20 protein-coding genes are annotated in these 20,313 nt (G+C 68.7%); 11 read left to right on the forward strand and 9 right to left on the reverse strand.

Annotated features, from left to right (window positions below):
• The first annotated feature begins 47 nt into the window (after positions 1–47).
• A complete protein-coding gene (locus ACIHFD_RS51200) occupies positions 48–1,145 on the forward strand; it encodes a HesA/MoeB/ThiF family protein (RefSeq protein ID WP_397373102.1) in 1,098 nt (365 codons plus the stop codon).
• A 145-nt stretch (positions 1,146–1,290) separates the two neighbouring features.
• Entirely contained in the window at positions 1,291–2,487 is a 1,197-nt protein-coding gene (locus ACIHFD_RS51205; RefSeq protein ID WP_397373103.1) for a hypothetical protein, read from the forward strand.
• A 155-nt stretch (positions 2,488–2,642) separates the two neighbouring features.
• Here the strand turns inward: ACIHFD_RS51205 and ACIHFD_RS51210 are convergent, their stop codons facing one another.
• Together ACIHFD_RS51210 and ACIHFD_RS51215 are read right to left on the reverse strand one after the other, a co-directional pair.
• On the reverse strand, positions 2,643–3,077 hold the full coding sequence (locus ACIHFD_RS51210; protein WP_397373104.1) for a GNAT family N-acetyltransferase: 435 nt from the start codon (positions 3,075–3,077) through the stop codon (positions 2,643–2,645).
• A gap of 179 nt (positions 3,078–3,256) precedes the next feature.
• A complete protein-coding gene (locus ACIHFD_RS51215; RefSeq protein WP_397373105.1) occupies positions 3,257–3,958 on the reverse strand; it encodes a GntR family transcriptional regulator in 702 nt (233 codons plus the stop codon).
• A 133-nt stretch (positions 3,959–4,091) separates the two neighbouring features.
• Between ACIHFD_RS51215 and ACIHFD_RS51220 the strand changes: the two genes are divergently transcribed.
• The 8 genes from ACIHFD_RS51220 to ACIHFD_RS51255 all read left to right on the forward strand — a co-directional run bounded on the left by ACIHFD_RS51220 (position 4,092) and on the right by ACIHFD_RS51255 (position 12,171).
• Positions 4,092–5,381 carry an alpha-L-fucosidase gene (locus ACIHFD_RS51220; protein WP_397373106.1) on the forward strand — a complete coding sequence of 430 codons (1,290 nt, stop codon included), beginning with the start codon at positions 4,092–4,094 and terminating at the stop codon, positions 5,379–5,381.
• Positions 5,368–6,720, forward strand: a complete 1,353-nt coding sequence (locus tag ACIHFD_RS51225; protein ID WP_397373107.1) for an ABC transporter substrate-binding protein — start codon at positions 5,368–5,370, stop codon at positions 6,718–6,720. Before ACIHFD_RS51220 ends, ACIHFD_RS51225 begins: the two co-directional genes overlap by 14 nt.
• Positions 6,720–7,643 (forward strand): carbohydrate ABC transporter permease, encoded by a 924-nt coding sequence (locus tag ACIHFD_RS51230; RefSeq protein WP_397373108.1) that lies wholly within the window; start codon positions 6,720–6,722, stop codon positions 7,641–7,643. The genes ACIHFD_RS51225 and ACIHFD_RS51230 overlap by 1 nt, the downstream gene beginning before the upstream one ends.
• Positions 7,640–8,542, forward strand: coding sequence for a carbohydrate ABC transporter permease (locus ACIHFD_RS51235; RefSeq protein WP_397373109.1), 903 nt, complete (start codon positions 7,640–7,642; stop codon positions 8,540–8,542). Before ACIHFD_RS51230 ends, ACIHFD_RS51235 begins: the two co-directional genes overlap by 4 nt.
• Before the next feature lie 14 nt (positions 8,543–8,556).
• A complete protein-coding gene (locus ACIHFD_RS51240) occupies positions 8,557–9,645 on the forward strand; it encodes a mandelate racemase/muconate lactonizing enzyme family protein (protein ID WP_397373110.1) in 1,089 nt (362 codons plus the stop codon).
• A 162-nt stretch (positions 9,646–9,807) separates the two neighbouring features.
• On the forward strand, positions 9,808–10,380 hold the full coding sequence (locus ACIHFD_RS51245) for a DUF6506 family protein (RefSeq protein WP_397373111.1): 573 nt from the start codon (positions 9,808–9,810) through the stop codon (positions 10,378–10,380).
• Between the two features lie 319 nt (positions 10,381–10,699).
• On the forward strand, positions 10,700–11,893 hold the full coding sequence (locus tag ACIHFD_RS51250; protein ID WP_397373112.1) for an Nramp family divalent metal transporter: 1,194 nt from the start codon (positions 10,700–10,702) through the stop codon (positions 11,891–11,893).
• Positions 11,894–11,913: 20 nt separating this feature from the next.
• Positions 11,914–12,171, forward strand: a complete 258-nt coding sequence (locus tag ACIHFD_RS51255) for a hypothetical protein (RefSeq protein WP_397373113.1) — start codon at positions 11,914–11,916, stop codon at positions 12,169–12,171.
• Between the two features lie 13 nt (positions 12,172–12,184).
• Here the strand turns inward: ACIHFD_RS51255 and ACIHFD_RS51260 are convergent, their stop codons facing one another.
• From ACIHFD_RS51260 to ACIHFD_RS51290, 7 genes are all read right to left on the reverse strand, one after another.
• Positions 12,185–13,228: a cupin domain-containing protein gene (locus ACIHFD_RS51260; protein ID WP_397373114.1), complete on the reverse strand. Its 1,044-nt coding sequence runs from the start codon at positions 13,226–13,228 to the stop codon at positions 12,185–12,187.
• 228 nt (positions 13,229–13,456) lie between these two features.
• Positions 13,457–14,812, reverse strand: coding sequence for a chromate efflux transporter (gene chrA / locus ACIHFD_RS51265; protein ID WP_397373115.1), 1,356 nt, complete (start codon positions 14,810–14,812; stop codon positions 13,457–13,459).
• Positions 14,813–14,822: 10 nt separating this feature from the next.
• Positions 14,823–16,004, reverse strand: a complete 1,182-nt coding sequence (locus tag ACIHFD_RS51270; protein ID WP_397373116.1) for an MFS transporter — start codon at positions 16,002–16,004, stop codon at positions 14,823–14,825.
• The gene (locus ACIHFD_RS51275) at positions 16,001–16,432 is read right to left on the reverse strand and encodes a chromate resistance protein ChrB domain-containing protein (RefSeq protein ID WP_397373118.1); all 432 of its coding nucleotides are present in this window, start codon (positions 16,430–16,432) and stop codon (positions 16,001–16,003) included. Before ACIHFD_RS51275 ends, ACIHFD_RS51270 begins: the two co-directional genes overlap by 4 nt.
• Complete coding sequence (locus tag ACIHFD_RS51280; protein ID WP_350737102.1) at positions 16,429–16,905, reverse strand: Chromate resistance protein ChrB; 477 nt, start codon at positions 16,903–16,905, stop codon at positions 16,429–16,431. Before ACIHFD_RS51280 ends, ACIHFD_RS51275 begins: the two co-directional genes overlap by 4 nt.
• A 68-nt stretch (positions 16,906–16,973) precedes the next feature.
• On the reverse strand, positions 16,974–17,513 hold the full coding sequence (locus tag ACIHFD_RS51285; RefSeq protein ID WP_397373119.1) for a hypothetical protein: 540 nt from the start codon (positions 17,511–17,513) through the stop codon (positions 16,974–16,976).
• A 381-nt stretch (positions 17,514–17,894) separates the two neighbouring features.
• The gene (locus ACIHFD_RS51290) at positions 17,895–19,184 is read right to left on the reverse strand and encodes a dicarboxylate/amino acid:cation symporter (protein WP_397373120.1); all 1,290 of its coding nucleotides are present in this window, start codon (positions 19,182–19,184) and stop codon (positions 17,895–17,897) included.
• Positions 19,185–19,525: 341 nt separating this feature from the next.
• On the opposite strand from ACIHFD_RS51290, the gene ACIHFD_RS51295 reads away from it, so the two are divergent.
• Positions 19,526–20,305, forward strand: coding sequence for an ABC transporter permease (locus tag ACIHFD_RS51295; protein ID WP_363983731.1), 780 nt, complete (start codon positions 19,526–19,528; stop codon positions 20,303–20,305).
• Positions 20,306–20,313: the final 8 nt, after the last annotated feature.

Genomic DNA, 20,313 nt, shown 5'->3' on the forward strand with positions numbered 1-20,313 from the left:
TGCCACTGTGTTGCCAAATCCCATCTCAGAGATTGGCTGGTGCGCCGATGAGGCCACGACTCAAAGGCATCTCCTGGGAGCGGGTCGGGGATGAGCTGCGGCTGGTCTATGACCCACGCGACCAGCTGCTCCTGACCGACCCCGACGGGATCGTGGAAAAGCTCGTGGGCCTCCTCAGCGAGGGCGGCAGGACCGTCGCCGAGATCGCGGACGAGCTGTCGCTGGACGTGGCCGACGTACGCGAGGCCGTCGCGGCGTTCGACGCCGAGCGGCTGCTGGAGGACGGCGACCGCCTCGACCGGCTGGAGCCCTCCGACGCCGAGCGGTACTTCAGCAACCTGGCCTTCTTCGAGTCGTTCGGCACCCTCGACCGCAGCCGGGAGGACCTGCAGCGCCGCCTGCGCGAGTCGCACGTCCTGGTGCTCGGCACCGGCGGCCTCAACTCCAACACCATCCCGCACCTCGCCGGGCTCGGCGTCGGCGCGATGACGCTGCTCGACCGGGACGCCGTCGAACCGCGCAACTTCGCCCGGCAGTACCTCTACCGCACGGAGGACATCGGCGCACGCAAGGTCGAGCGCGCCGCGGCATGGGTGCGGGCCTTCGACCCGGCCATCCAGGTCGAGTGGGTCGAGGCCGACGTCACCGGCCCCGAGCAACTGGTCGAGCTCATCCGCCGGGTCCGGCCCGATGTCGTGGCCTCGGGCATCGACCGTCCGAAGAACATCGACCTCTGGGTCAACGAGGCGTGTGTACGCGACGGCGTGCCGTTCGTCCGCGGCGGCATGTCGGTCACCACCGGCACGGTCTGGTCGGTGAACCCGGGCGTCAGCGCGTGCCGCGCCTGCGTACCGGCCGACCCCTCGAACCCGGCCGACTTCCCCGACCCCGACGACCCGGTCATCGCCGGCGCCATCGCCGCCACCCGCCTCTTCGTCAGCAGGCCACAGCCCAACCGTGGGATCGGGCCGGTCGCCGGCCTGCTGGGGGCCTTCGGCGCCTTCGAGGTGCTGCGCTACCTGACCGGCTTCGAGCCACCGGCGTACGCCGGTAGGCCACTCGACATCGACTTCGCGCACGGCTGTGCGACCAGTCAGACCGAGTGGCCGCGCGACCCCGCTTGTGCGGTATGCGGAGGGAGGTGATCAGTATGAAGATCGAGATCGTGCGCGTCGAGAACGCCCGTCTCACGCAGAACGGCACCGATTCCTGAGAATCGGGCCAAGGGGCCGCACTCCTGCCTGATCGGGGTGCGGCCCTTCCCCCTTCCTGACGACCATGGAGTGAAGAATGGCCGCGTCCCTGGATGAGGAGCTGCGCGAGCGGGCCGCCCGGCTGACGGTCGCCTTCGACGGCGAGGCATGGATTCTAGGCCGCCCCGAGCTGGGCATTTTCGTCGCGGTGCCGGAGCCCGGCGCGGTCTTCGTCACCGCGCTCCAGGAGACCGGCTCGCTCGACGAGGCCACCGCGCGGGCCGGCGAGGTCGCGGGCGAGCAGGTGAACGGCACGGAGTTCGTCGACGGGCTCGCCGCGGCGGGGCTGCTCGACCCGCCGGCCGAGGCGGGTGGAAGGCGCGGGCAGATCAAATGGATCGAAGGGGTCAGCCCCCGATCGGCGGCCCGGCTGTTCGGGCCCGCCGCCTGGTCGTGTTACGCGGCCGCCGCGGTCTTCGCCGGCTCCCTCCTGCTGTTCCGGCCCGATCTGCGTCCCTCCTGGGAGGACGCCTGGTTCCTGCCCGGTCCCGGCCTGTCCGCGTTCGGCTGGCTGCTGATCGGCATCGCGTTCGGCGCCGTGCACGAGGCGTGGCACTGGCTCGCGGGGCGGGCGATCGGCGTGCCGGCGATCTTCCGTGTCAGCTATCGGGGCATATACGTCGTCTTCGAGACCGATCTCACCCAGATCGTCACGGTGCCGCGCAACCGCCGCCACGGCGTCTACCTGGCCGGAATGGCCATCGACACCGTGGTGCTGGCCGCCGCGCTGGGACTGCGGCTGCTCGACCCGCCCGGCGTCCTCGACGATCTCCTCGCCGTGGTGGTGCTGTCCCAGATCGTCGGCATCGTCTGGCAGTGGGCCGCGCTGCCGCTGCGCAGCGACTCGTACGCTCTGCTCGCGAACGTGCTGCGGTGCCACAACCTCTACCGGACGACCTGGCTGACCGCCAAGGCCACGCTGTTCCGGCTCACTCAGGCCGAGACGGCCGAGCTGTCGGAGACGAGCGCGCGTGACCGCCGGGTCGCCCGGTGGTTCGTGGTGCCGTACGTCGCGGGGATCGCGGGCATGGTCTGGATATTCGTCACGGGCGTGCTGCCGCTGGCCCTCTCTCTCGGACGTTGGGCCCTGACGCAGCTCGATGGCAACGCGATCGGCTCGGCGGGGTTCTGGGAGGCGCTCGCCGTGGCCGCGTACATCGTCGTGCAGGTGGGTCTGCCGCCGCTGCTGGCCCTTCGCGAGCGCCGCCTGCGCCGGGCCGGCGAACTCCTCTGAGGCGCGGTGATCAGTTCTGGTCGGGCATGCGTAGGTAGGCCTGACCAGATCGGAACCCGCCGGAACAACCGCGGCAGGGAGGCGGCGAAGGGGAGGTCGTCGGCGGGGCTCAGGGTGAACGGCACCGGCGAGGCGGTGACGGACCGAACCACTGCCTACAGAGTGATCCAGTAGCGGCGCTTGACGCCCACCTCCGTGGTGCGGACATCCTCCAGGACGCCACCGTTGCGCTCGATGCTGCGCGCCGATCCGACATTGTCGTCGTCGCAGGTGACCAGGACCTGATCCATACCGAACGCACGCGCCTCGGGCAGAACCGCCCCGAGGGCCCACGTGGCCAGGCCGCGCCTTCGGGCAGAAGGCCGGATGCTGTAGCCGATGTGCCCGCCGATATCGAGGAGGACGGCGTTCAGGTAGTGCCGCAGATCGATGGCTCCCAGATAGTCGTCGCCCTCGACGATCCACCAGTAGGTGGCGTGGACGCTCCCGTCTCCCAGGGTGACCGACCTGTCCGACTGCTGCCGCAGTTCCTTGACCCACGCCGAGAAGACCTCGGGATTGTCCAGCTCGGCCTCAGGTGCGAGGCGCAAGCCGGTCCCGTCCTGATGGGCACCTGGAGGCCACTCGTCACGCGCCGCGAGCCATGAGGACTGGAGTCGACGTGTGGGTGTGATCAGTTCGGGCATGCGGGCGAGGATAGCAGCCTCTGATCAGGCATTTTGCGCTGCCCCTGGCCCGCGACGCCGCACTCTCCGCGGATCTGGCAGGGTCAGGCTTCGTAGGCGCTCGTCAGGCGTGACCGCGACGCCTCGAGGTGGGCGGTCATGGCGCTCGCCGCCGCCTCGGGATCCTTGCGGCAGATGGCGTCGAGCACCGCGCGGTGCTCATCGGCGGCGTGGGTGGCGATCCCGTGGCGGAAGTAGAGGCGGTAACCATGGGTGTGCGCGCGGAACCTGCGCAGCGTGTCGGCGATGAGCGGGCTGCGACTGGCCTCGGCGATCGCGTTGTGAAACAGGGCGTCCAGTTCCGCGAAGCCACGGTAGGCCTCGTAGGTGTCGCCGAGCAGCGGCGACATCATCTGCTCCAGCGCCTCCCGCATGGCGGCCACCTCGGCATCCGTGGCGTGCCGAGCGGCACGGGCGGCAGCGGACGGTTCGAGGAGCAGGCGAACGTCGTACAGGTCGTCGAGGGCGGCCCGGTCGAGCAGCGGAGCCACCAGATAGCCGGCGTTCGGCCGGCGGACGACGAGCCCCTCCGACTCGCAGCGCGCGAGCGCTTCGCGGACCGGCGTCTGCGACACGTCGAGTTCGCGGGAGAGCCCGTCGATCGACAGCTTCGTCCCGGGCTCCAGGTCGTGATCCATGAGCCGGGCCTTGAGCGCCTGGAAGACCGACTCGCGCACACTGACCTTGGCCGGCTCGTCGGAACCCGAGCCGCTGGACGCGCCTGCCACCGGCGCGGAGTCACCCATCGTCCCTCCCTCTGAGGCCACCACGGACATCTTCGCTCTCGTGGTTGACACATGCCCGAACCGCCCTGCATCCTCATCCAAATCGTATCGTATCCGATCTGGGCAAGCTCGCCCAACGCAGAAGGATGAGCTCGTGACCTTTCCCGGCTGGTTCGGTGACGCGGGTTTCGGCCTGTTCGTGCACTGGGACCATGCGAGCCAACAAGGCGTGGAGATCGGCTGGCCCCTGGTCGGCCATTCGATCCTTCCGGGCCGGACAGAACCCGAAGCCGACATCACGATCACGCAGTACCAGTCGAGCGCGGCCACGTTCGACCCGCGGCGCTGGGACCCGCGAGACGTGGCGCGGCTCGCCCGCGACGCGGGTGCCCGCTATGTGGTCTTCACCGTCCGCCATCACGCCGGGTACTCGATGTACCACACGAGGCAGTCGGAGTTCTCCGTCGCGGCGTCGCCGTACGGACGTGACATCACCCGGGAGTTCTTCGACGCGCTGCGCGCCGAGGGCCTGCGCGTCGGCGTCTACTACTCGCTGCTCGACTGGAACCATCCCGACTACCCGGCGTTCACCGACGCCGATCGTCCCTACCCGCACGAACGCTACCGGCGGCCCGCGCCTGAGCAGTGGGCGCGCTATCTCGACTACGTCAAGGGGCAGCTCACCGAACTGCTCACCGAGTACGGGACCATCGACCTGCTGTGGTTCGACGGGGAGTGGGAACGCACCGCGGAGGAGTGGCACGCCGCCGAGCTGCGCGAGCTGATCAAATCCCTGCAGCCGGACGTGATCATCAATGACCGGCTGCCGGGCCAGGGCGACTACGCGACCCCCGAACAGGGCATGCCGCGCCGGCCACCGGGCGGACCGTGGGAGCTGTGTCTCACCATGAGCGAGAGCTGGGCGTACCGGCCCGACGACCTCGACTACAAGAGCCCGCGACTGCTCGCCTCCTACCTGAGCGAGGTCGTCTCCCGGGGCGGAAACCTCCTGCTCAACATCGGACCGCGGGGTGACGGGTCGCTGGTGCCGACCGAGGTCGCCACGCTCAAGCAGCTCGGCAGCTGGCTCGCCAGCCACGGCGAGAGCATCGTCGGGGCCGCGCCCGCGCCGGAACGCCTCGACTTCCACGGCCCGGCCACGCAGCGCGGCAACAACGTCTACCTCCACCTACTGCTGCAGCCACAGGAGGTGCTCATCGTCCGGAACGTTCCCATCGGCTCGGTCGTCGGCGTCCGCCTGCTCGGCACCGAGCAGCAGCTGCCGTACAGCGTCAACGAGGAAGTGCACAAGGCGAACGGCGCGGACGACGAGCCGCTCGGCGAGCTGTTCATCACCGTGCCACCACCGACCGGCGCGCTCATCGATGTCATCGCCATAGAGCTGTCAGCCCCCTGGAAGGACGGGTCCCGTGCCACTCTCTAGAACTCTCAGGGCAGTCAGGCCGGTCCTCGCGGGCGTCCTGCTCGCGGCCGTCGGCGTCGCGTGCGGCACCGGCACCGGACCGGGCGGCGGCGACGGCAAGTCGCTCCGGATCCAGATCCCCACCGGACCGCTGGCGAGCGCCATGCAGCAGGTCGGCAAGGACTTCGAGAAGGCCAACCCGGGCACGGTGGTCACCTTCGAGGGCGTCGACTCCGGCAGCTCCCGCGGCCCCAACGTGGCCCTGCTCAGCTCGACCGGCACCCCGGACATCGGCTACCTGCAGCGCAGCACGGGCGTCTGGTCCGCGCTGCTGAAGAACAAGCAGCTGACCCCGCTGGACGACGTCTGGAAGGCCGCGGGCCTGGCGGACAAGTACTCCAAGAGCCAGGTCGACTACTACACGACCGACGGGCGCCACTACGGCGTCCTCTACGAGCAACTGCTCATCAACCCCGTCTACTACAACAAGGCGGCCTTCGCGAAGGCCGGCATCCCCGAGCCGGCCGACCACCAGATCGCCTCCGTCGCCGACTTCGAGTCCATGGTGGGCAAGGTCAAGGCGGCCGGTTACGAGGGATTTGGCGTGGGCGGTTCGAGCCCGTACGACCTGGGGCACACGCTGGACGCGCTGCTGCCCACCGCGGTGTCGGCCGACGACTACGCCGCCATGCTCACCAACTTCAAGCCCGGATCCCCCACGAACGTCAAGTACACCGACCCCGGCTTCGTGAAGGTGCTCCAGACGATCCAGGACTGGCAGAAGAAGGGCATCTACCAGAACGGGATGCTCGGCATGGACACCGACCAGGCCCAGGGGCTGTTCACCAGCGGAAAACTCGCGATGCTGCAGGGCGGCAACTACACCTACGCGAGTCTGAAGGAGGCCAAGCCGTCGTTCGAGATGGGCTGGTTCCTGCTGCCCCCGCTCACCCCGGGCCGGAAGACGCCGTTCAACGCCTTCAACGGGGACACCCTGGTGGTCCCGGCCAAGGCGGCGAACCCGGAGCTGGCCAAGAAGTTCCTCCAGTTCTTCATGACCGACAAGTACCAGGTCAGCGTCATCGCCGCCACCGGGTCGCTCCCGGTGTTCACCTCGATCCCCGCATCGAGCCTGTCGAACCTCGGTGACCTGGTGCAGCAGCAGTTCGAGCTGTCGCAGTCCGTCGGATTGGTCAACATCTGGGACTCCACCGTGCCCTCCACCCTCGGGCAGGCGTTCTCGGTGCCGGTGCTGCAGAAGCTCGTGGCGGACAAGCTGACCCCGCAGCAGGCGGCGCAGCAGTACCAGTCGGCGCTGGAGGACCTGCAGTCCGGCAAGGTGTCGGGGGCGTCCGACTGATGACCGCCGACAAAGTCGTTCTGGCGACGGCCGCCACGGCGCGGCCGCCTCGCCGGAGGGCACGGATCTTCCCGATCGCGGTGATGGCCCCGGCCCTGGTGCTGCTGCTCGCGCTCGTCGCCTACCCGATCGCCGGATCCGTGCGCATCAGCCTCGGTTCCTGGGACGGCGTCGGCGCGGTCGTCTACCACGGCCTGGACAACTACCGGCGGCTCCTGCACGATTCGCTGGTCTGGCAGTCCATCGGGACCAGCCTGCAGTTCTTCATCGGGACCGTGGTGTTCACGGTGACCTTGGGCTGTCTGCTGGCCAACGCGATCAGCCGGAAGGTCCCCGGCGCCCGGATCTTCAAGGTCGTCTGGTTCCTGCCGGTGATCATCCCGGTCAGCATCGCGGGCATCTTCTGGTCGAACGCGTTCCAGCCCACGACCGGTGTGGTGAACTCCCTGCTCGGCCTGATCGGGCTCGGAGACGGGCACGCCTGGCTGGCGTCGTCCTCGACGGCGCTGTACGCGGCGATCTTCGTCGCGGTGTGGACGCAGACCGGGTACGCGATGCTGATCCTGCTGGGCGCGATGGAGGCCATCCCCCAGGAGGTGCACGAGGCGGCCACGATCGACGGCGTCGGAGCGGCCGGACGGCTGTTCCGGATCACCTTGCCGAACATCGTGCCGATGCTGGGCACGATCACGACGTTGACCTCGGTGTTCTCGTTCAACGCGTTCGGCGTCATCTACGCGATGACCCGGGGCGGCCCGGGCAACTCCACGAGCATCCTCCCGGTGCTGGTCTACAAGCAGTCCTTCGTCGACCAGGACTACGGCTACGGCTCGGCCACCGCGGTCATCACGACGCTGATCGTCGCCGTCATCGGGATCATGGTCATGCGGATCTTCCGCCAGCAGACCCTGGACGCGCGATGACGGCGCCGCGGACCCCGAACGGGGCCCGGCACGTCGGCTCGGCGGCCGTACGGCGACGATCTGCCTGGCGGCACGGCCCGCTCTGGTACGTCGGCTACACGCTCCTGCTGGTCTGGACGGCGTTCACGGTCGTGCCGTTCGTGTCGATGCTGCTGCTGTCGCTGCACCCGACCAGCGACATCTACGCCCACCCGCTGGGGCTGGGCGGCGAGTGGGTGCTGTCGAACTACGCCGACGCCTGGCGGGGCGTGGTCGGTGGCGCGCCGCTGTCGACGTACATCATCAACAGCGTGCTGGTGGCACTCTGCAGCCTGGCCATCGGCGTGACCTGCGGCAGCCTGGCCGGCTACGGCCTGGCCCGCGCGACCAGGGGCCTGTCGAACGCGGTCAGCCGCGTCATGGTCCTCGCCCTGAGCGTCCCGCTGGTCGTCGCGCTGATCCCGACGTTCGAGCTGCTGGGCAGGTATCAGATGCTCAACAGCGTGCCGGGCATCTCGCTGGTCTACGCGGCGTTCATGACGCCCACCATCGCCCTCATCATGCGGTCGGTGTTCGCCGCCGTACCGCGGGAACTGCTCGAGGCGGCCAAGATCGACGGCTACGGGGAGCTGGCCGCGCTGCTCCGCGTGGTCCTGCCGATCAGCAAGGGCGGTTTCGTCTCGGTCACGCTGCTCGGGCTCATCTTCGTGTGGAGCGAGGTCCAGTTCGGAGTCGTCCTGCTGACCCGCCCGCAGAACCGCACGCTGTCGGTCGGCCTGCTCTCCTTCCAGGGCCAGTTCGTCAGCGACCAGGGGGCGTTCTTCGCCGGCCTCGTGATCGCGACGTTCCCGATCGTCATCCTCTTCCTGATCTTCCAGCGCTACGTCACGAGCGGCATCACCCTGGGTGCGCTCAAGTGAAGAAGGCATATGACATGACCCGAATCGAACGAATCGACGTCCAGTTGGTCGACCTGCAACCGGCGGCCGTCCGCGTCGACGCGATGCAGTCCTTCGTCAAGCAGGAGACGGTGCTGGTCACCGTGCACACCTCCGACGGGCTGTCCGGTACCGGGTACTCGTACACGATCGGGACCGGCGGGCGGGCCGTCATGTCGCTCATCACCGACCACCTGGTCCCGGCGCTTCTGGGCCGGGACGCCCGGCCGGTGGAGGCGCTGTGGCGGCACATGCTCGACCAGACCCGCGCGACCACCGTCGGGGCCATCACCTCGCTGGCGTTCGCCGCCGTCGACACCGCGCTCTGGGACCTGCGCGGCCGGCGTACCGGTGAGTCGCTGTGGCAGATGGCAGGCGGCGCGCACGAGCGGCTGCCCGTCTACGACACCGAGGGCGGCTGGCTGCACCTGCCCGTCGAGGAACTGGTGGACGGCGCGAAGCGAGCGGCCACGGCCGGGCTGTGCGGGGTGAAGATCAAGGTGGGCAGGCCGTCGCTCGCCGAGGACGCCGAGCGGCTCGCGGCCGTCCGCGAGGCGGTAGGACCGGGCTTCGAGGTCATGGTCGACGCCAATCAGGCGTTCACCTCCGCGGAGGCGATCCGACGCGCCCGGACCTACGAGCCGCTCGGCATCGCCTGGTTCGAGGAGCCGCTGCCGGCCGACGACCTGCACGGACACCGAAGACTGGCCGCCTCCACCTCGGTGCCGGTGGCGGTCGGCGAATCCCTCTACTCCGTCCAGCGGTTCGGCGACTACCTGGCCGCGGGCGCGGTCGGCATCGTGCAGGTCGACGTGGCCCGCATCGGCGGGATCACCCCCTGGCTGAAGGTCGCCCACGCCGCAGAGGCGTTCAACGTCGCGGTGAGCCCGCACTTCCTCATGGAACTGCACGTCAGCCTGGCCGCCGCCGTGCCGAACGGGATGTACGTCGAGCACATCCCGCAGTTGCAGGCGATCACCCGCAGCTCTCTGGTGATCGAGGAGGGCCATGTGACACCGCCCGACATGCCCGGCATCGGGATCGACTGGAATCCCGATGCTCTCGACGACCACCGCGTCGCCTGAGGGCGACGGACCGGGACAGCGGGACCGCTCACCCGTTGCCCCGCCTGCCGCACGGCGCCGCCCGCACCCGGCGCCGAGGCCGTCGACGCCCCGCGTCCGAATGGTTCAGGATGGGTCCGCCGAGTTGACCTCAAGTTTGGTTGAGGTAGCAGGCTCGTAGACATGAGCGAAGACAGAGTGATCATTTATGAGGAGACCGGCGCCGACCCGTGGACCGACGTCATGACGATCCAGAACGAGGGCGGGCGCACGCGGGTGCGGGCCGTCGGCGAGCCAGGGCAGCTGACCGAGCTCGTGTCCCGGCTGGTCGGCGAAGGGGCGACCCAAGTTGAGATCTGCGGCGGGTTCGGCGCGGTCTGGCACGCCGCGGCCGGCCGGGCGGCCGGTGGGAAGGTCCCCGTGGGGGCCATCTACTACGGGTTCGAGTCGCTGACCGGCGTGGCCTCGTACAAGACCCGTTTCGAGGCCGGGGAGACGCTGTCCGAGGCGTTCATCATCGTGCACGAAGGCGCCGATCCGGCGGTCGACGTGGTGGTGCACGAGAAGGCCGACGGCGGCAGGACGACCTTTGTGGCGGTGCCCGACGAGACCGTCGCCGGCGAGGCGGCCGGGAAGATGGCCGGCGAGCTGCAGCTGATCGAGCTGTACGGCGGGTCCGGGCCCGAGGGTGCCGAGCCGGTCATCCGCGCCGTGGACGGCCGGGTGCCGGTCGGCGTCAGCGCGTACCGGCGCTAGAGGTGTTCCGGTTGAGGCCCCCGTGCCACATACCCAGATCGCCTGGATTTGCAGGGAAACCTGAAGATAGAGCTCTTCGAATGGATTGATGGCAATTTAGCAATCCCACGATATCGATCCGATCCCTTTCGTGAAATGATCGTGTTTCACGACCCTCTTTGTGCGGGTATCCCTGACTCGGCATGCCGATTCTGGCGACACGGAAAAATGCCGAATACATCATCATTAGGGAAGCTCGGTGATTGCTCGCCTCCAGCCGACGAATTCGCGTAGGTGGTCCGGCAGACTCCGCACCGCCACCACCGCTACGAGGCCGGAAATGCTGGGGCCGGCCTTCGTCGCGGCGATCGCGTACGTCGACCCCGGGAATGTGGCCACCAACCTCACCGCGGGCGCGACGCTGGGCTACACCCTGGTATGGGTCGTCGTGGCGGCCAGCCTCGTCGCGATCCTCGTGCAGTTCCAGGCGGCGAAACTCGGCATGGCGACCGGGAAGAACCTGCCGCAGTTGTGCCGGCAGCGGTTCACCCGGACGGGCAGCCTCATGCTGTGGTTGCAGGTCGAGGTCGTCGTGCTCGCGACCGACCTCGCGGAGTTCGTAGGCGCGGCGATCGGGATGCAGCTCCTGTTCGGCATGCCGGTGGGGGTGTCGGCGGTGGCGACGGCGGCGGTGTCGCTCGCGCTGCTCGAACTGCGTCGCAAGGACCGCACCCGCCCGTTCGAACTCATGAGCGCCGCGGCTCTCCTGTTCGTCGGCGCAGGCATCGGGTACGACATCATCGTCACGGGAAACCAGTCCGCGAGCGGACTCGCCACCGGGCTGATCCCGAGCCTCGGAGGTGAGGGAGCGCTGCTCCTGGCCATGGGCATCGTCGGCGCCACGGTCATGCCCCACGCGGTCTACCTGCACTCGGCGCTGGTGCAGGGACGCGGCATGACGACCGCTGCCGCCCGCTCGCAGCCGGACCTCGTCCGCCGGATCCTGCGCCTGGACTGCTCACTGGCCCTGGGCGTCGCCACGGTCATCAACGTGTCGATGATCGCCCTCGGCGCCGGGCTCGGCGCCGAGACCGGCGGTGCGTGGGCCGGCGACCTGCCGGCCGCCCATGCGGAGCTGAGCGCCCGGATAGGCGGAGCCGCCGCCCTCGCCTTCGCCATCGCGCTCCTGTCGTCCGGGATCTCCTCCTCCGGGATCGGAACGCTCGCAGGCGACATCGTGATGCAGGGCTTCCTGGACCGGCGGGTGCCCGTGCACGTGCGCCGGATCGTGACCATGACGCCGGCCGTCCTCGCGCTGTTCTCCGGCGCGCCGCTGACCGACCTGCTGATTCTCAGCCAGGTGGTCATCTCCCTCGGCGTGCCCGTGGTGCTGTTCCTGCTCGTGCGTTTCTGCCGCGACCGGTCGCTGATGGGTCCGCTCGTCAACGCCCCGCACACGACCTGGATCGCAGGCACCGCCGCGGCGATCGTCGCTCTTCTCGGCTGTTCACTGCCGGTTCTCCTGCTGTTTTGACCTATGAACGGGGTCTTTCGATGCACGACCACACCGGGCCCGAGGAGGACCGCACCCCGCCCGAGACGGTGATTCCGATTTCCCTGGCCAGAATTCGGGTCAAGTTCTTCGTCTTCGCCGGACTGGCCGTCGGCTGTGCGATTTTTGGTGCGACCGTATGGCTCACCCTCACGCTGCTGCTCACGTGTGCCGCGATTCTGCTCGCCGTGGCGATCATAGGAGGGAAGGAGCTGATCCGTTCCCTTTTCTTCCTGTCGCCGAAACGAGACTGGCGATAAGAGCCGCCAGGCGTCATTGCCGAACAGGATCGCTGGGGTTGGCCCGGGCGACGATGAGCGGGTCCATCGGCGTGAAGGGGAATTGCGGAAGCTCACGCTCGGGAATGCCGAAACTCGCGGCGAGGACTTCGCGGGAGAACGCCGACGCGGTGGCCCGATAGCCGATGTCGCCGGGCATGGGCTGATCGAAGAAGATGAGGAAGTGGATGTCCTCGTCGCCGATGACCTCGATATGGTGCGGGAAGGCTCGTGGCACGAAGTACAGGTCGCCGGGGGCGAGCAGATACTCGTCGAGGGTGTTGTCGGGGTCCAGGACACGCATGCGCGCGTGACCTTTCTCGACGTATCCCATCTCGGCGGTGACCGGATGCCAGTGCGGTTCGCGCATCCCGCTCTCCCTGATGCGCAGGGAGTACATGGAGATGTCCTCCAGGGCGGCCCAATACTGCTTACGGGCCAGGCGGGCGTCACCGTAGGCGTAGGACAGCGGCGCGTGCTGGCCCTCGGCGTCGAACAGGTGAGCATTGGGCAGCCCGGCGGTGGACGGGACGTCGGCGGCACCGGTACGGCGGACGATCTGCTGAGCCGGAGACCGCTCGAAGGCGTTGAACGCCGATGAGGGCAGGTCATAGGTGTTGCCGAGCACCGCATCGGTCATCGCGTTGAAGCTGTCGTGCAGCGAGAAATGCTGCGGGCGCTCGTTGCGCAGTGCGAGGAGGAACTCGGCGCGCTCGGCACCGATGTTCTCGATGTGGTAAACGGCGCCGGACTCGACGTGATACATCTGACCGGCGCTGACGATGAACGAGGAGAAGGCGTCGGCGTTGCCGAGGATCGACACCAGGACCGTGCCGGAAAGGCAGTAGCCGAGCTGGTTGGCGTTGACATTCCACTGCGGCTCGCGGATCGCGCCGGGTTCGAGGACGACGCGCTTGAGCGAGAGCCGGTTGAGGATCGGCAGCACGGTGGCGTCGACCATGGTGACCGAGCCGAGCTCGTTCTCGAATGCGGGTGACACGGTCGCCAAGGAGGTGATGTGCGGCGATGCGTTCGTCATGGCTTTCCCTTCGTTGCCGCAACCCGCACGCTCAAGGTCGAATGCGTGCCACCGCGAAAATGTCGCCCCGGGTCGCGTGGCGCGTCCACGCCGGTGGTCTATGAGTTGGCCTTCGCCCGCTCCCGTTTTCCAAGGTTAAGCATGAAGTGTCCGCTGCAGCGGATTATGGTGCAGCGTGTCGCCCGTTCGACCACGTTGTGTAACCGGCCGAAGGCATGGCTCTGCGATTCACGCCAGCAGCACCGTGCCCAGGCCCAGCACCGCGCAGATGGCCAGGATGCGCAGCATCGGCCACTTGAGAGCGAACGTCATGACCAGCGCGGCCGCTGTGATCGCCAGGGCGATCGGGCTCACCGTCCCCAGTTCGGGCAGTTGGACGTTGAACGGCCCCCAGACCCAGGTGAAGGTCCTGGCGAACAGGGTGTGCTGGGCGAAGTAGAGGGCCAGGTTGGCGATGACGCCGACGACCGCCGCGGTGATGCCGGTGAGCGCGGCGCTGATGGCGGCGTTGTGGCGCAGCCGTTCCACGTACGGGGCGCCGAGGAAGATGAACAGGAAGCACGGCACGAACGTGACCCAGGTGGTCAGCAGCGCCCCCAGCAGCGCGCCGCCCCACGGCGACAGCGCCCCGGGATCCCGGTACGCGCCGAGGAACGCCACGAACTGCACCACCATGATCAGCGGTCCCGGCGTGGTCTCGGCCATGGCCAGGCCGCGGACCATCTCGCCCGGGGCCAGCCAGGCGTAGGTCTCCACGGCCCGCTGCGCCACGAAGGCCAGCACCGCGTACGCACCGCCGAAGGTGATCAGCGCGGTGCCGGAGAAGAACAGGCCCTGGGTGGTGAAGACGCTGTCGGTGCCGGTGAGCAGCGCGACCGCCGCCACGGGCAGCCACCAGGCCACCAGCCCGACGGCGAGGATCTTGCCCGCGGAGCGCCGGCTTGGCTGCGCGTGGTGCAGGGCGTCGTCGGAGATCAGCGGAGCCGGTCCCCCGTCGCCGCCATGTCCCCCACGGCTCTGGAAGATCTGAGGGGCCAGCTTGTGAGCGGTCCAGCCGATGAGCGCGGCGACCGCGATGACGACGGGGAAGGGCACTCCGAGCAGTGCCAGCGCGGCGAAGGCGGCCACCGCGACGGCGACGAACGCCGGATGGGTGAGCGAGCGCCTGGCGACGCGGATGACGGCCTGGGCGACGACGGCCAGCACCGCCGGGGCGATTCCGGCGAACAGCGCGGTCACCACCGTGGTGTCCTGCCACAGGATGTAGACGGCCGACAGGACGAGCAGCGCCAGCATGCCGGGCAGCACGAAGAGGGTGCCCGCCACCAGCCCACCTCGGGTGCCGTTGAGCAGCCAGCCGACGTAAATGGCCAGCTGCTGGGCCTCCGGTCCGGGCAGCAGCATGCAGTAGTTCAAGGCGTGGTTGAAGCGCTGCTGGCCGATCCAGCGCTTCTCCTCGACGAGTGTGCGCTGCATGACGGCGATCTGCCCGGCCGGGCCGCCGAACGTCTGCAACGAGATCAGGAACCAGGTACGTACGGCCTGCCGAAACGGGATCAGGTCGTGTGTCGCTTCGGTGGTCATGGCGACCTCATCAGGGAGAAGGCTGATCGGCGGGCAGACGGACGGATCGGAAGATCCGCCATAAGGTCAGGTCGTAGCCGGTCTTGGCGACTCCGGCGATCAGGAAGGGCAACGCCAACCCGAGCGGGAACAGCAGGCCGGCAAGTGCCGGACCGACGGGCCGGGTGAGGTAGCGGGCGGTGTTGGTGACACCCGCCGCCGCGGTCCGCTCCTCCGCAGGGACGAGCGCCATCACGTACGCCTGCCGGGTGGGCACGTCCATCTGCGACAGGCAGGCACGGGCCAGCAGCAGTGCGATAGCGACAGGCAGGACCGGCGCGAACGGGACCGCTGCCAGCAGCAGGTTGGCCGGCAGGTGCGTGAAGACCATCGTGCGCAGCAATCCGATGCGCCCCGCCACCAACGGCGCGGCCAGCAGGGACGCGGTCTGCAACACGCCGAGCGCGGCGAAGGTGATCCCGATCGTCTGCGTGGTGGCGCCGTAACTGACGCTGAGCCAGTACCCGAGGTACGCCTGCACCACGAACCCACCGGCCAGGCTGTCCACCGCGAACAGCGCGGCCAGCCGGGCCACCGGCCCACGGGAACGAGCGAGCAACCGCGGACGCGGCAGACCGGGCAGCGTCACCGGCGCCTCGACGCTCGCGGGCAGCCGCGCCGCCAGCATCGCACCGACGGCCCCTGCCATGATCAGCACACCGCCGAGCAGCCGCCGGTCCGCCGGAAGCGCGCCGAGGAGCGCACCCAGCGTCCCGGCGACCGCCGCGATCGCGTTGTAGAGCCCGAACCCGCGGACGACCTCGCGTTGCGGGCGCCCCGTGCTGGCCAGCATGACCTGCTCCAGCGTGGTGAACGGCCCGGATTCGATCACCTCGACCGACAGTGCGCCCGTCATGGCCACCACGGCCAGCAGCCATATGGGCGCCCCGACCGCGATGACGATCCCGCAACAGGCCAGCGCGCCGTACAGAGCCGCGTACGCCCGGCGGCGGCCGACACGATCACCCCAGCGCGCCAGGACGAGGCTGGAGGCGAACGTGCCGACCAGGATCGCCGCCAGCATCAGCCCGACCTCGGCCGGCGACAACCCGTCGGCTCGCAGGATCACACCGAGCTGGACCGCCGCGACGCCGTACCCCAGGCCGCGTAGCGCCTGGGCGGCAAGCAGGATGCCGACGACATTCCGGATCATGCCGGCTCGCGTCCCAGCAGCATCGAGCGCCGGTAGAACTCGTACAGCCCGTCGAAGAGCGGGCCTGCGAGCTCGAGAACCCGCCGATCGTCGCAGGTCATCGACAGCCCGCGGAGGATCACGTCCAGACCGGCGGCCTCGGGCGCGTCATAGCGCTCATCGTCGATATCGGCCTCATGCACGATCTCGGCCAGCTTCCACAGCACCGGATCGTCGAGATCGTAGCGGCGCAGGATCGTCTCGAAGCTGCAGTCGCCGCCGTGGTGCGACAACTCCACGCCGCGCATGTCGAACGGCGTGGCATCGGCGGGGACCTCGGCCGGATCATCGACGAACACGAACTCCGCCTCGGCATCGAGCTGGCGGCGGATCAGCCAGGCACATGCCGCCCGGTCGATGTGCACCCCGGCACGCGTGGCCCACCTCATCCGGCGCTCTCCATCTCTCGGGCCAGAGCGCGCACGGCCCGCTGCGCGGTCTCGCGCTCGGCAGGTGGGAAGTAGTCGCGGCGGCCGATCCTGCGCAGCTCGGCCTGCAACCGCTTGACCGCCCGGCTGCGCTCTCCGGGCCGCGCGTGCGCGGCGGCCTCGGCGTGCGCGATCACCTCGCGATATTCGGCCGTCCGCGCCCGGCGCATGTCCACGGCGATGGCCTTCTCCTGCGCCGCGTTGCCCGGGGCGGCCAGCCAGATGGTCGAGCTGCCGCCCAGCTCGCCGATCTCCTCGGCGAGCCACTCCAGGTGCTCGCGCGTACGGGCGTCGGCGGGCAGCGCCACCAGCCCGTCGCCCAGCCGCGCCACGCCGAGCCGGTCCAGCTTGCGCCAGATCGTGATCCGCAACGTCGAGGGCTGGCGCGGGATGCGGTACGCCAGCAGCACCCACTGCCCTACCGTCTCCGCCATCAGGCCTCCCTTGCCGCAACCACAGTTACTGTAACCATGGTTGCGCTCATGAGTCCAGGCAGAAGGTGTCAGAGATCGAGTCGGCGGCCCTTGAACTGCGGGTGCCTGGTTTCCCAATATCGCCAGCCTTCGACCCTGGCGGGCACGTTGGCGATTCCGGAATCGATCTGGACGTGGCGGCACGTGCCGAGGACGGACCAGGCGGACCATCCGATGCGGTAACCGGCGACGCGGTACCAGAGGTTGCCGTACATGCCCTTGCTGACCTCCCGTTTGTATTCGTGTCCGGCGAAGACCTTGTACTCCTCCCGGAGATGGGGAAGCCCCAGCCGCTGCAATCCGCGGACCAGGTCGCCAATGCTGATCGCGGCGGGCCTGATGTCGAAGGTCTCAATGGACGCGCGCACTTGGTGCTCCCTCGTGACCGAGACCCTCATCTTGCCGCCGGGGCCATCGATGTAGCGGGTGCGGGGAACGGTGAAGTTCCTCGGTGAAAGCCAATCGGCCTTGAAGATGGTGCGCGGAGAGCACCGGCTGTGGCCGACGCTGTCCGCGCGCGCGGAGAGGGGCAAGGCAGCGACCATGACCATCGAAAGGCAGCCGCTCATGGTCGACATGGTCGTTCTCTGGGTCGCGTGACGTACCCCTGGCCTGGCGAGAGCGGCTACGGCTGCTGTTCGGGGAATTGGCGTGAACATGTACCGTTCCTTCAGAAATACGAACCCTGACCGCTACTGTCCGGCAGCCGAAAGCAGCGCTCATCGCCCGCTGAGCGAACCGAGGAGACTCGTACGATGCTTACAGCCGCCGCGAGTCGGTCCATGACGCCACGCCGCGCTCGGATCCCATAACCGGTGATCCCACCTCGGGTTCTCTGCGGCCGCTCTCAGGCCCGGAGGCCGTCGAGCATGACCGTGGCGAGCGAGCCGTCGAAGCGGACGGGGCGGCCCTTGCGCGGGCCGCCCCGCCTGGTCATCCGAGCGAGGAGGTCATGCGATCGCCGGTTCGCCGGAGGGGCGCGGCGCGTTCACCGGAGACTCGTCGAGCGGCTGCGGCGGAGCGTTGAGCACCGCCTCGTCGATCCGGCCCTCGCCGCGGGCGACGAGGACCGGCACCACGATCTGTCCCGCGACGTTGGTCGCGGTGCGGATCATGTCAAGGATCGGGTCGATGGCGAGCAGCAGGCCGACGCCCTCGAGCGGCAGGCCCAGCGTGCTCAGGGTCAGCGTGAGCATGACGATCGCGCCGGTCAGACCGGCCGTCGCGGCCGAGCCGACCACGGAGACGAACGCGATGAGCAGGTATTCGCCGACCCCCAGCGGGATGTCGAACACCTGCGCCACGAAGATCGCCGCCAGCGCCGGGTAGATCGAGGCGCAGCCGTCCATCTTGGTGGTCGCACCGAACGGCACGGCGAAGGAGGCGTAGTCGCGGTCGACTCCCAGACGCTCGATCGTGACCTTCTGCGTCAGCGGCAGCGTGCCGACCGAGGAGCGGGAGACGAAGGCCAGCTCGATCGCGGGCCACGCGTTGCGGAAGAACGTGATCGGGTTGACCTTGCCGACCAGCGAGAGCAGCGTCGGGTAGACGGCCAGCAGGACGATGAAGCAGCCGACGTAGACGCCGAGGCTGAACTTGGCCAGCGGCGCGAGCAGATCCCACCCGTACGTGGCGACCGACTTGCCGATCAGGCCGGCGGTCCCGATGGGGGCCAGGCGGATGACCCACCACAGCGCCTTCTGGACCAGTTCGAGGATCGAGCGGCTGAAGTTGAGGAACGGCTCGGCCTTCTCGCCGATCGCGATGGCCGCCGCGCCGAGGACGATCCCCAGGAAGACGATCTGGAGGACGTTGAGCTCGGTGAACGCCGTGATGATGTTCGTCGGGATGATGCCGGTGAGGAAGTCGACCCAGGTTCCGACGTGTTCGGGCGCCTTGGCGCCCGCCGTGCTCAGGGTGACGCCCTGGCCGGGATTGATGATCAGGCCGAGGCCGATGCCGACGATGACGGCGATCAGCGCGGTGGCCAGGAACCAGAACAGCGTCTTGCCCGCCAGCCTGGCCGCGCCGTTGACGTTGCGGAGGTTGGCGACGCTGACCACAACGGCGGTGAACACCAGCGGCGGCACTGCCAGCTTGAGCAGCTGGACGAAGATTGCTCCGACTTCGGTGAGGGTCGTGGCCAGCCAGGCGAGGTCCCAGATGCGGGCGGCGAAGCCGAGAGCGACTCCCAGGACCAGGCCCAGCAGCAACTGCAGGGAGAAAGAGAATCTCTTCACGATGAGGAAGGCTCCGAAAGAAGGCGTGCGAGAAGGGGGTGGGATCGAGCGCTACGTCAGAGCGCGATCAGTGACGGAGGGAGCCGGTCAGACAAGCCACGCAGACAGGACGATAAACCTCACTAGGCGAGTAAGTCGTACGAATGGGTCAGTATTTCGACTGTAAGAGTGATCTACTTCGCAAATCAAGACTTTCCCGGTAGGGAGTTAAGAGACGGACGTCGGGTGCGCGGTGGCGAGCTCGCCGCCCACCCGCCGACAGCAGGTTGCGCGGCTCAGGTGGAATCATCTACCGTAATTCCCACTAAACCAGTCGCTTTTAGGGAATAGGGGAAGAGCCGGTGATCCGTGGTGTCGGGCTCCGGGTGGCGGGCGTGGTCCTGCTGGCCGCGATCTGGTGGGCGGTCTCAGCCGCCCACCTGTGGCCCGAGGTGTTCGTCCCCTCCCCCGGCTCCGTGTGGGAGCAGCTGTTCCTGACCTCCTCCGTGCACGACGGGCAGCGCGGCTACAGCGGCTACCTGCTCTCGGAGCACCTGCTGGCCAGCCTGCGCCGCATCGCCCTGGGCAGCCTTTACGGCATCGCCGGCGGGATCGCGCTCGGCCTGGTCGTCGGGCTCGTGCCGACCGTGCGGGCCCTGCTCAACCCTCTGATCACGTTCGTGCGGACGCTGCCGCCGCTGGCCTATTTCAGCCTCCTGATCATCTGGCTGGGCATCGACGAGCCGCCCAAGGTCTCGCTGCTGTTCGTGGCCGCGCTGCCACCCGTGGCGGTGGCCACCGCGGACGCGGTACGCGGCGTGCACGAGGACTATCTGCACGCGGCCCGGTCGCTGGGGGCGAGGCGGTGGCAGCTTCCGTACCGGATCGTGCTCCCCTCGGCCCTGCCCGAAGTGATCACCGGCATCCGGGTGGCCGTCGGGGTCGCCTACACCACGGTCGTGGCCGCCGAGACGGTCAACGGGGTGCCGGGCATCGGCGGGATGATCCGCGACGCGCAGCGCTACAACCAGACCGACGTGGTCGTGCTCGGGCTGCTCGTCATCGGCGCCTCCGGCCTGCTCATCGACGCTCTCCTGCAACTCACTGAGCGCCTGCTCGTGCCCTGGCGCGGCAAGGCATGACAAGAAGG

The sequence above is a fragment of the Nonomuraea sp. NPDC051941 genome (assembly GCF_044593615.1).

Excerpts from the sequence above, each read along its gene's own strand:
- ACIHFD_RS51200 (WP_397373102.1), top strand. The coding sequence starts at position 48 with ATGAGGCCACGACTCAAAGGCATCTCCTGGGAGCGGGTCGGGGATGAG.
- ACIHFD_RS51205 (WP_397373103.1), top strand. The coding sequence starts at position 1,291 with ATGGCCGCGTCCCTGGATGAGGAGCTGCGCGAGCGGGCCGCCCGGCTG.
- ACIHFD_RS51215 (WP_397373105.1), bottom strand. The coding sequence starts at position 3,958 with ATGGGTGACTCCGCGCCGGTGGCAGGCGCGTCCAGCGGCTCGGGTTCC.
- ACIHFD_RS51230 (WP_397373108.1), top strand. The coding sequence starts at position 6,720 with ATGACCGCCGACAAAGTCGTTCTGGCGACGGCCGCCACGGCGCGGCCG.
- ACIHFD_RS51235 (WP_397373109.1), top strand. The coding sequence starts at position 7,640 with ATGACGGCGCCGCGGACCCCGAACGGGGCCCGGCACGTCGGCTCGGCG.
- ACIHFD_RS51240 (WP_397373110.1), top strand. The coding sequence starts at position 8,557 with ATGACCCGAATCGAACGAATCGACGTCCAGTTGGTCGACCTGCAACCG.
- ACIHFD_RS51245 (WP_397373111.1), top strand. The coding sequence starts at position 9,808 with ATGAGCGAAGACAGAGTGATCATTTATGAGGAGACCGGCGCCGACCCG.
- ACIHFD_RS51250 (WP_397373112.1), top strand. The coding sequence starts at position 10,700 with ATGCTGGGGCCGGCCTTCGTCGCGGCGATCGCGTACGTCGACCCCGGG.
- ACIHFD_RS51255 (WP_397373113.1), top strand. The coding sequence starts at position 11,914 with ATGCACGACCACACCGGGCCCGAGGAGGACCGCACCCCGCCCGAGACG.
- ACIHFD_RS51260 (WP_397373114.1), bottom strand. The coding sequence starts at position 13,228 with ATGACGAACGCATCGCCGCACATCACCTCCTTGGCGACCGTGTCACCC.
- chrA (WP_397373115.1), bottom strand. The coding sequence starts at position 14,812 with ATGACCACCGAAGCGACACACGACCTGATCCCGTTTCGGCAGGCCGTA.
- ACIHFD_RS51270 (WP_397373116.1), bottom strand. The coding sequence starts at position 16,004 with ATGATCCGGAATGTCGTCGGCATCCTGCTTGCCGCCCAGGCGCTACGC.
- ACIHFD_RS51275 (WP_397373118.1), bottom strand. The coding sequence starts at position 16,432 with ATGAGGTGGGCCACGCGTGCCGGGGTGCACATCGACCGGGCGGCATGT.
- ACIHFD_RS51280 (WP_350737102.1), bottom strand. The coding sequence starts at position 16,905 with ATGGCGGAGACGGTAGGGCAGTGGGTGCTGCTGGCGTACCGCATCCCG.
- ACIHFD_RS51285 (WP_397373119.1), bottom strand. The coding sequence starts at position 17,513 with ATGAGCGGCTGCCTTTCGATGGTCATGGTCGCTGCCTTGCCCCTCTCC.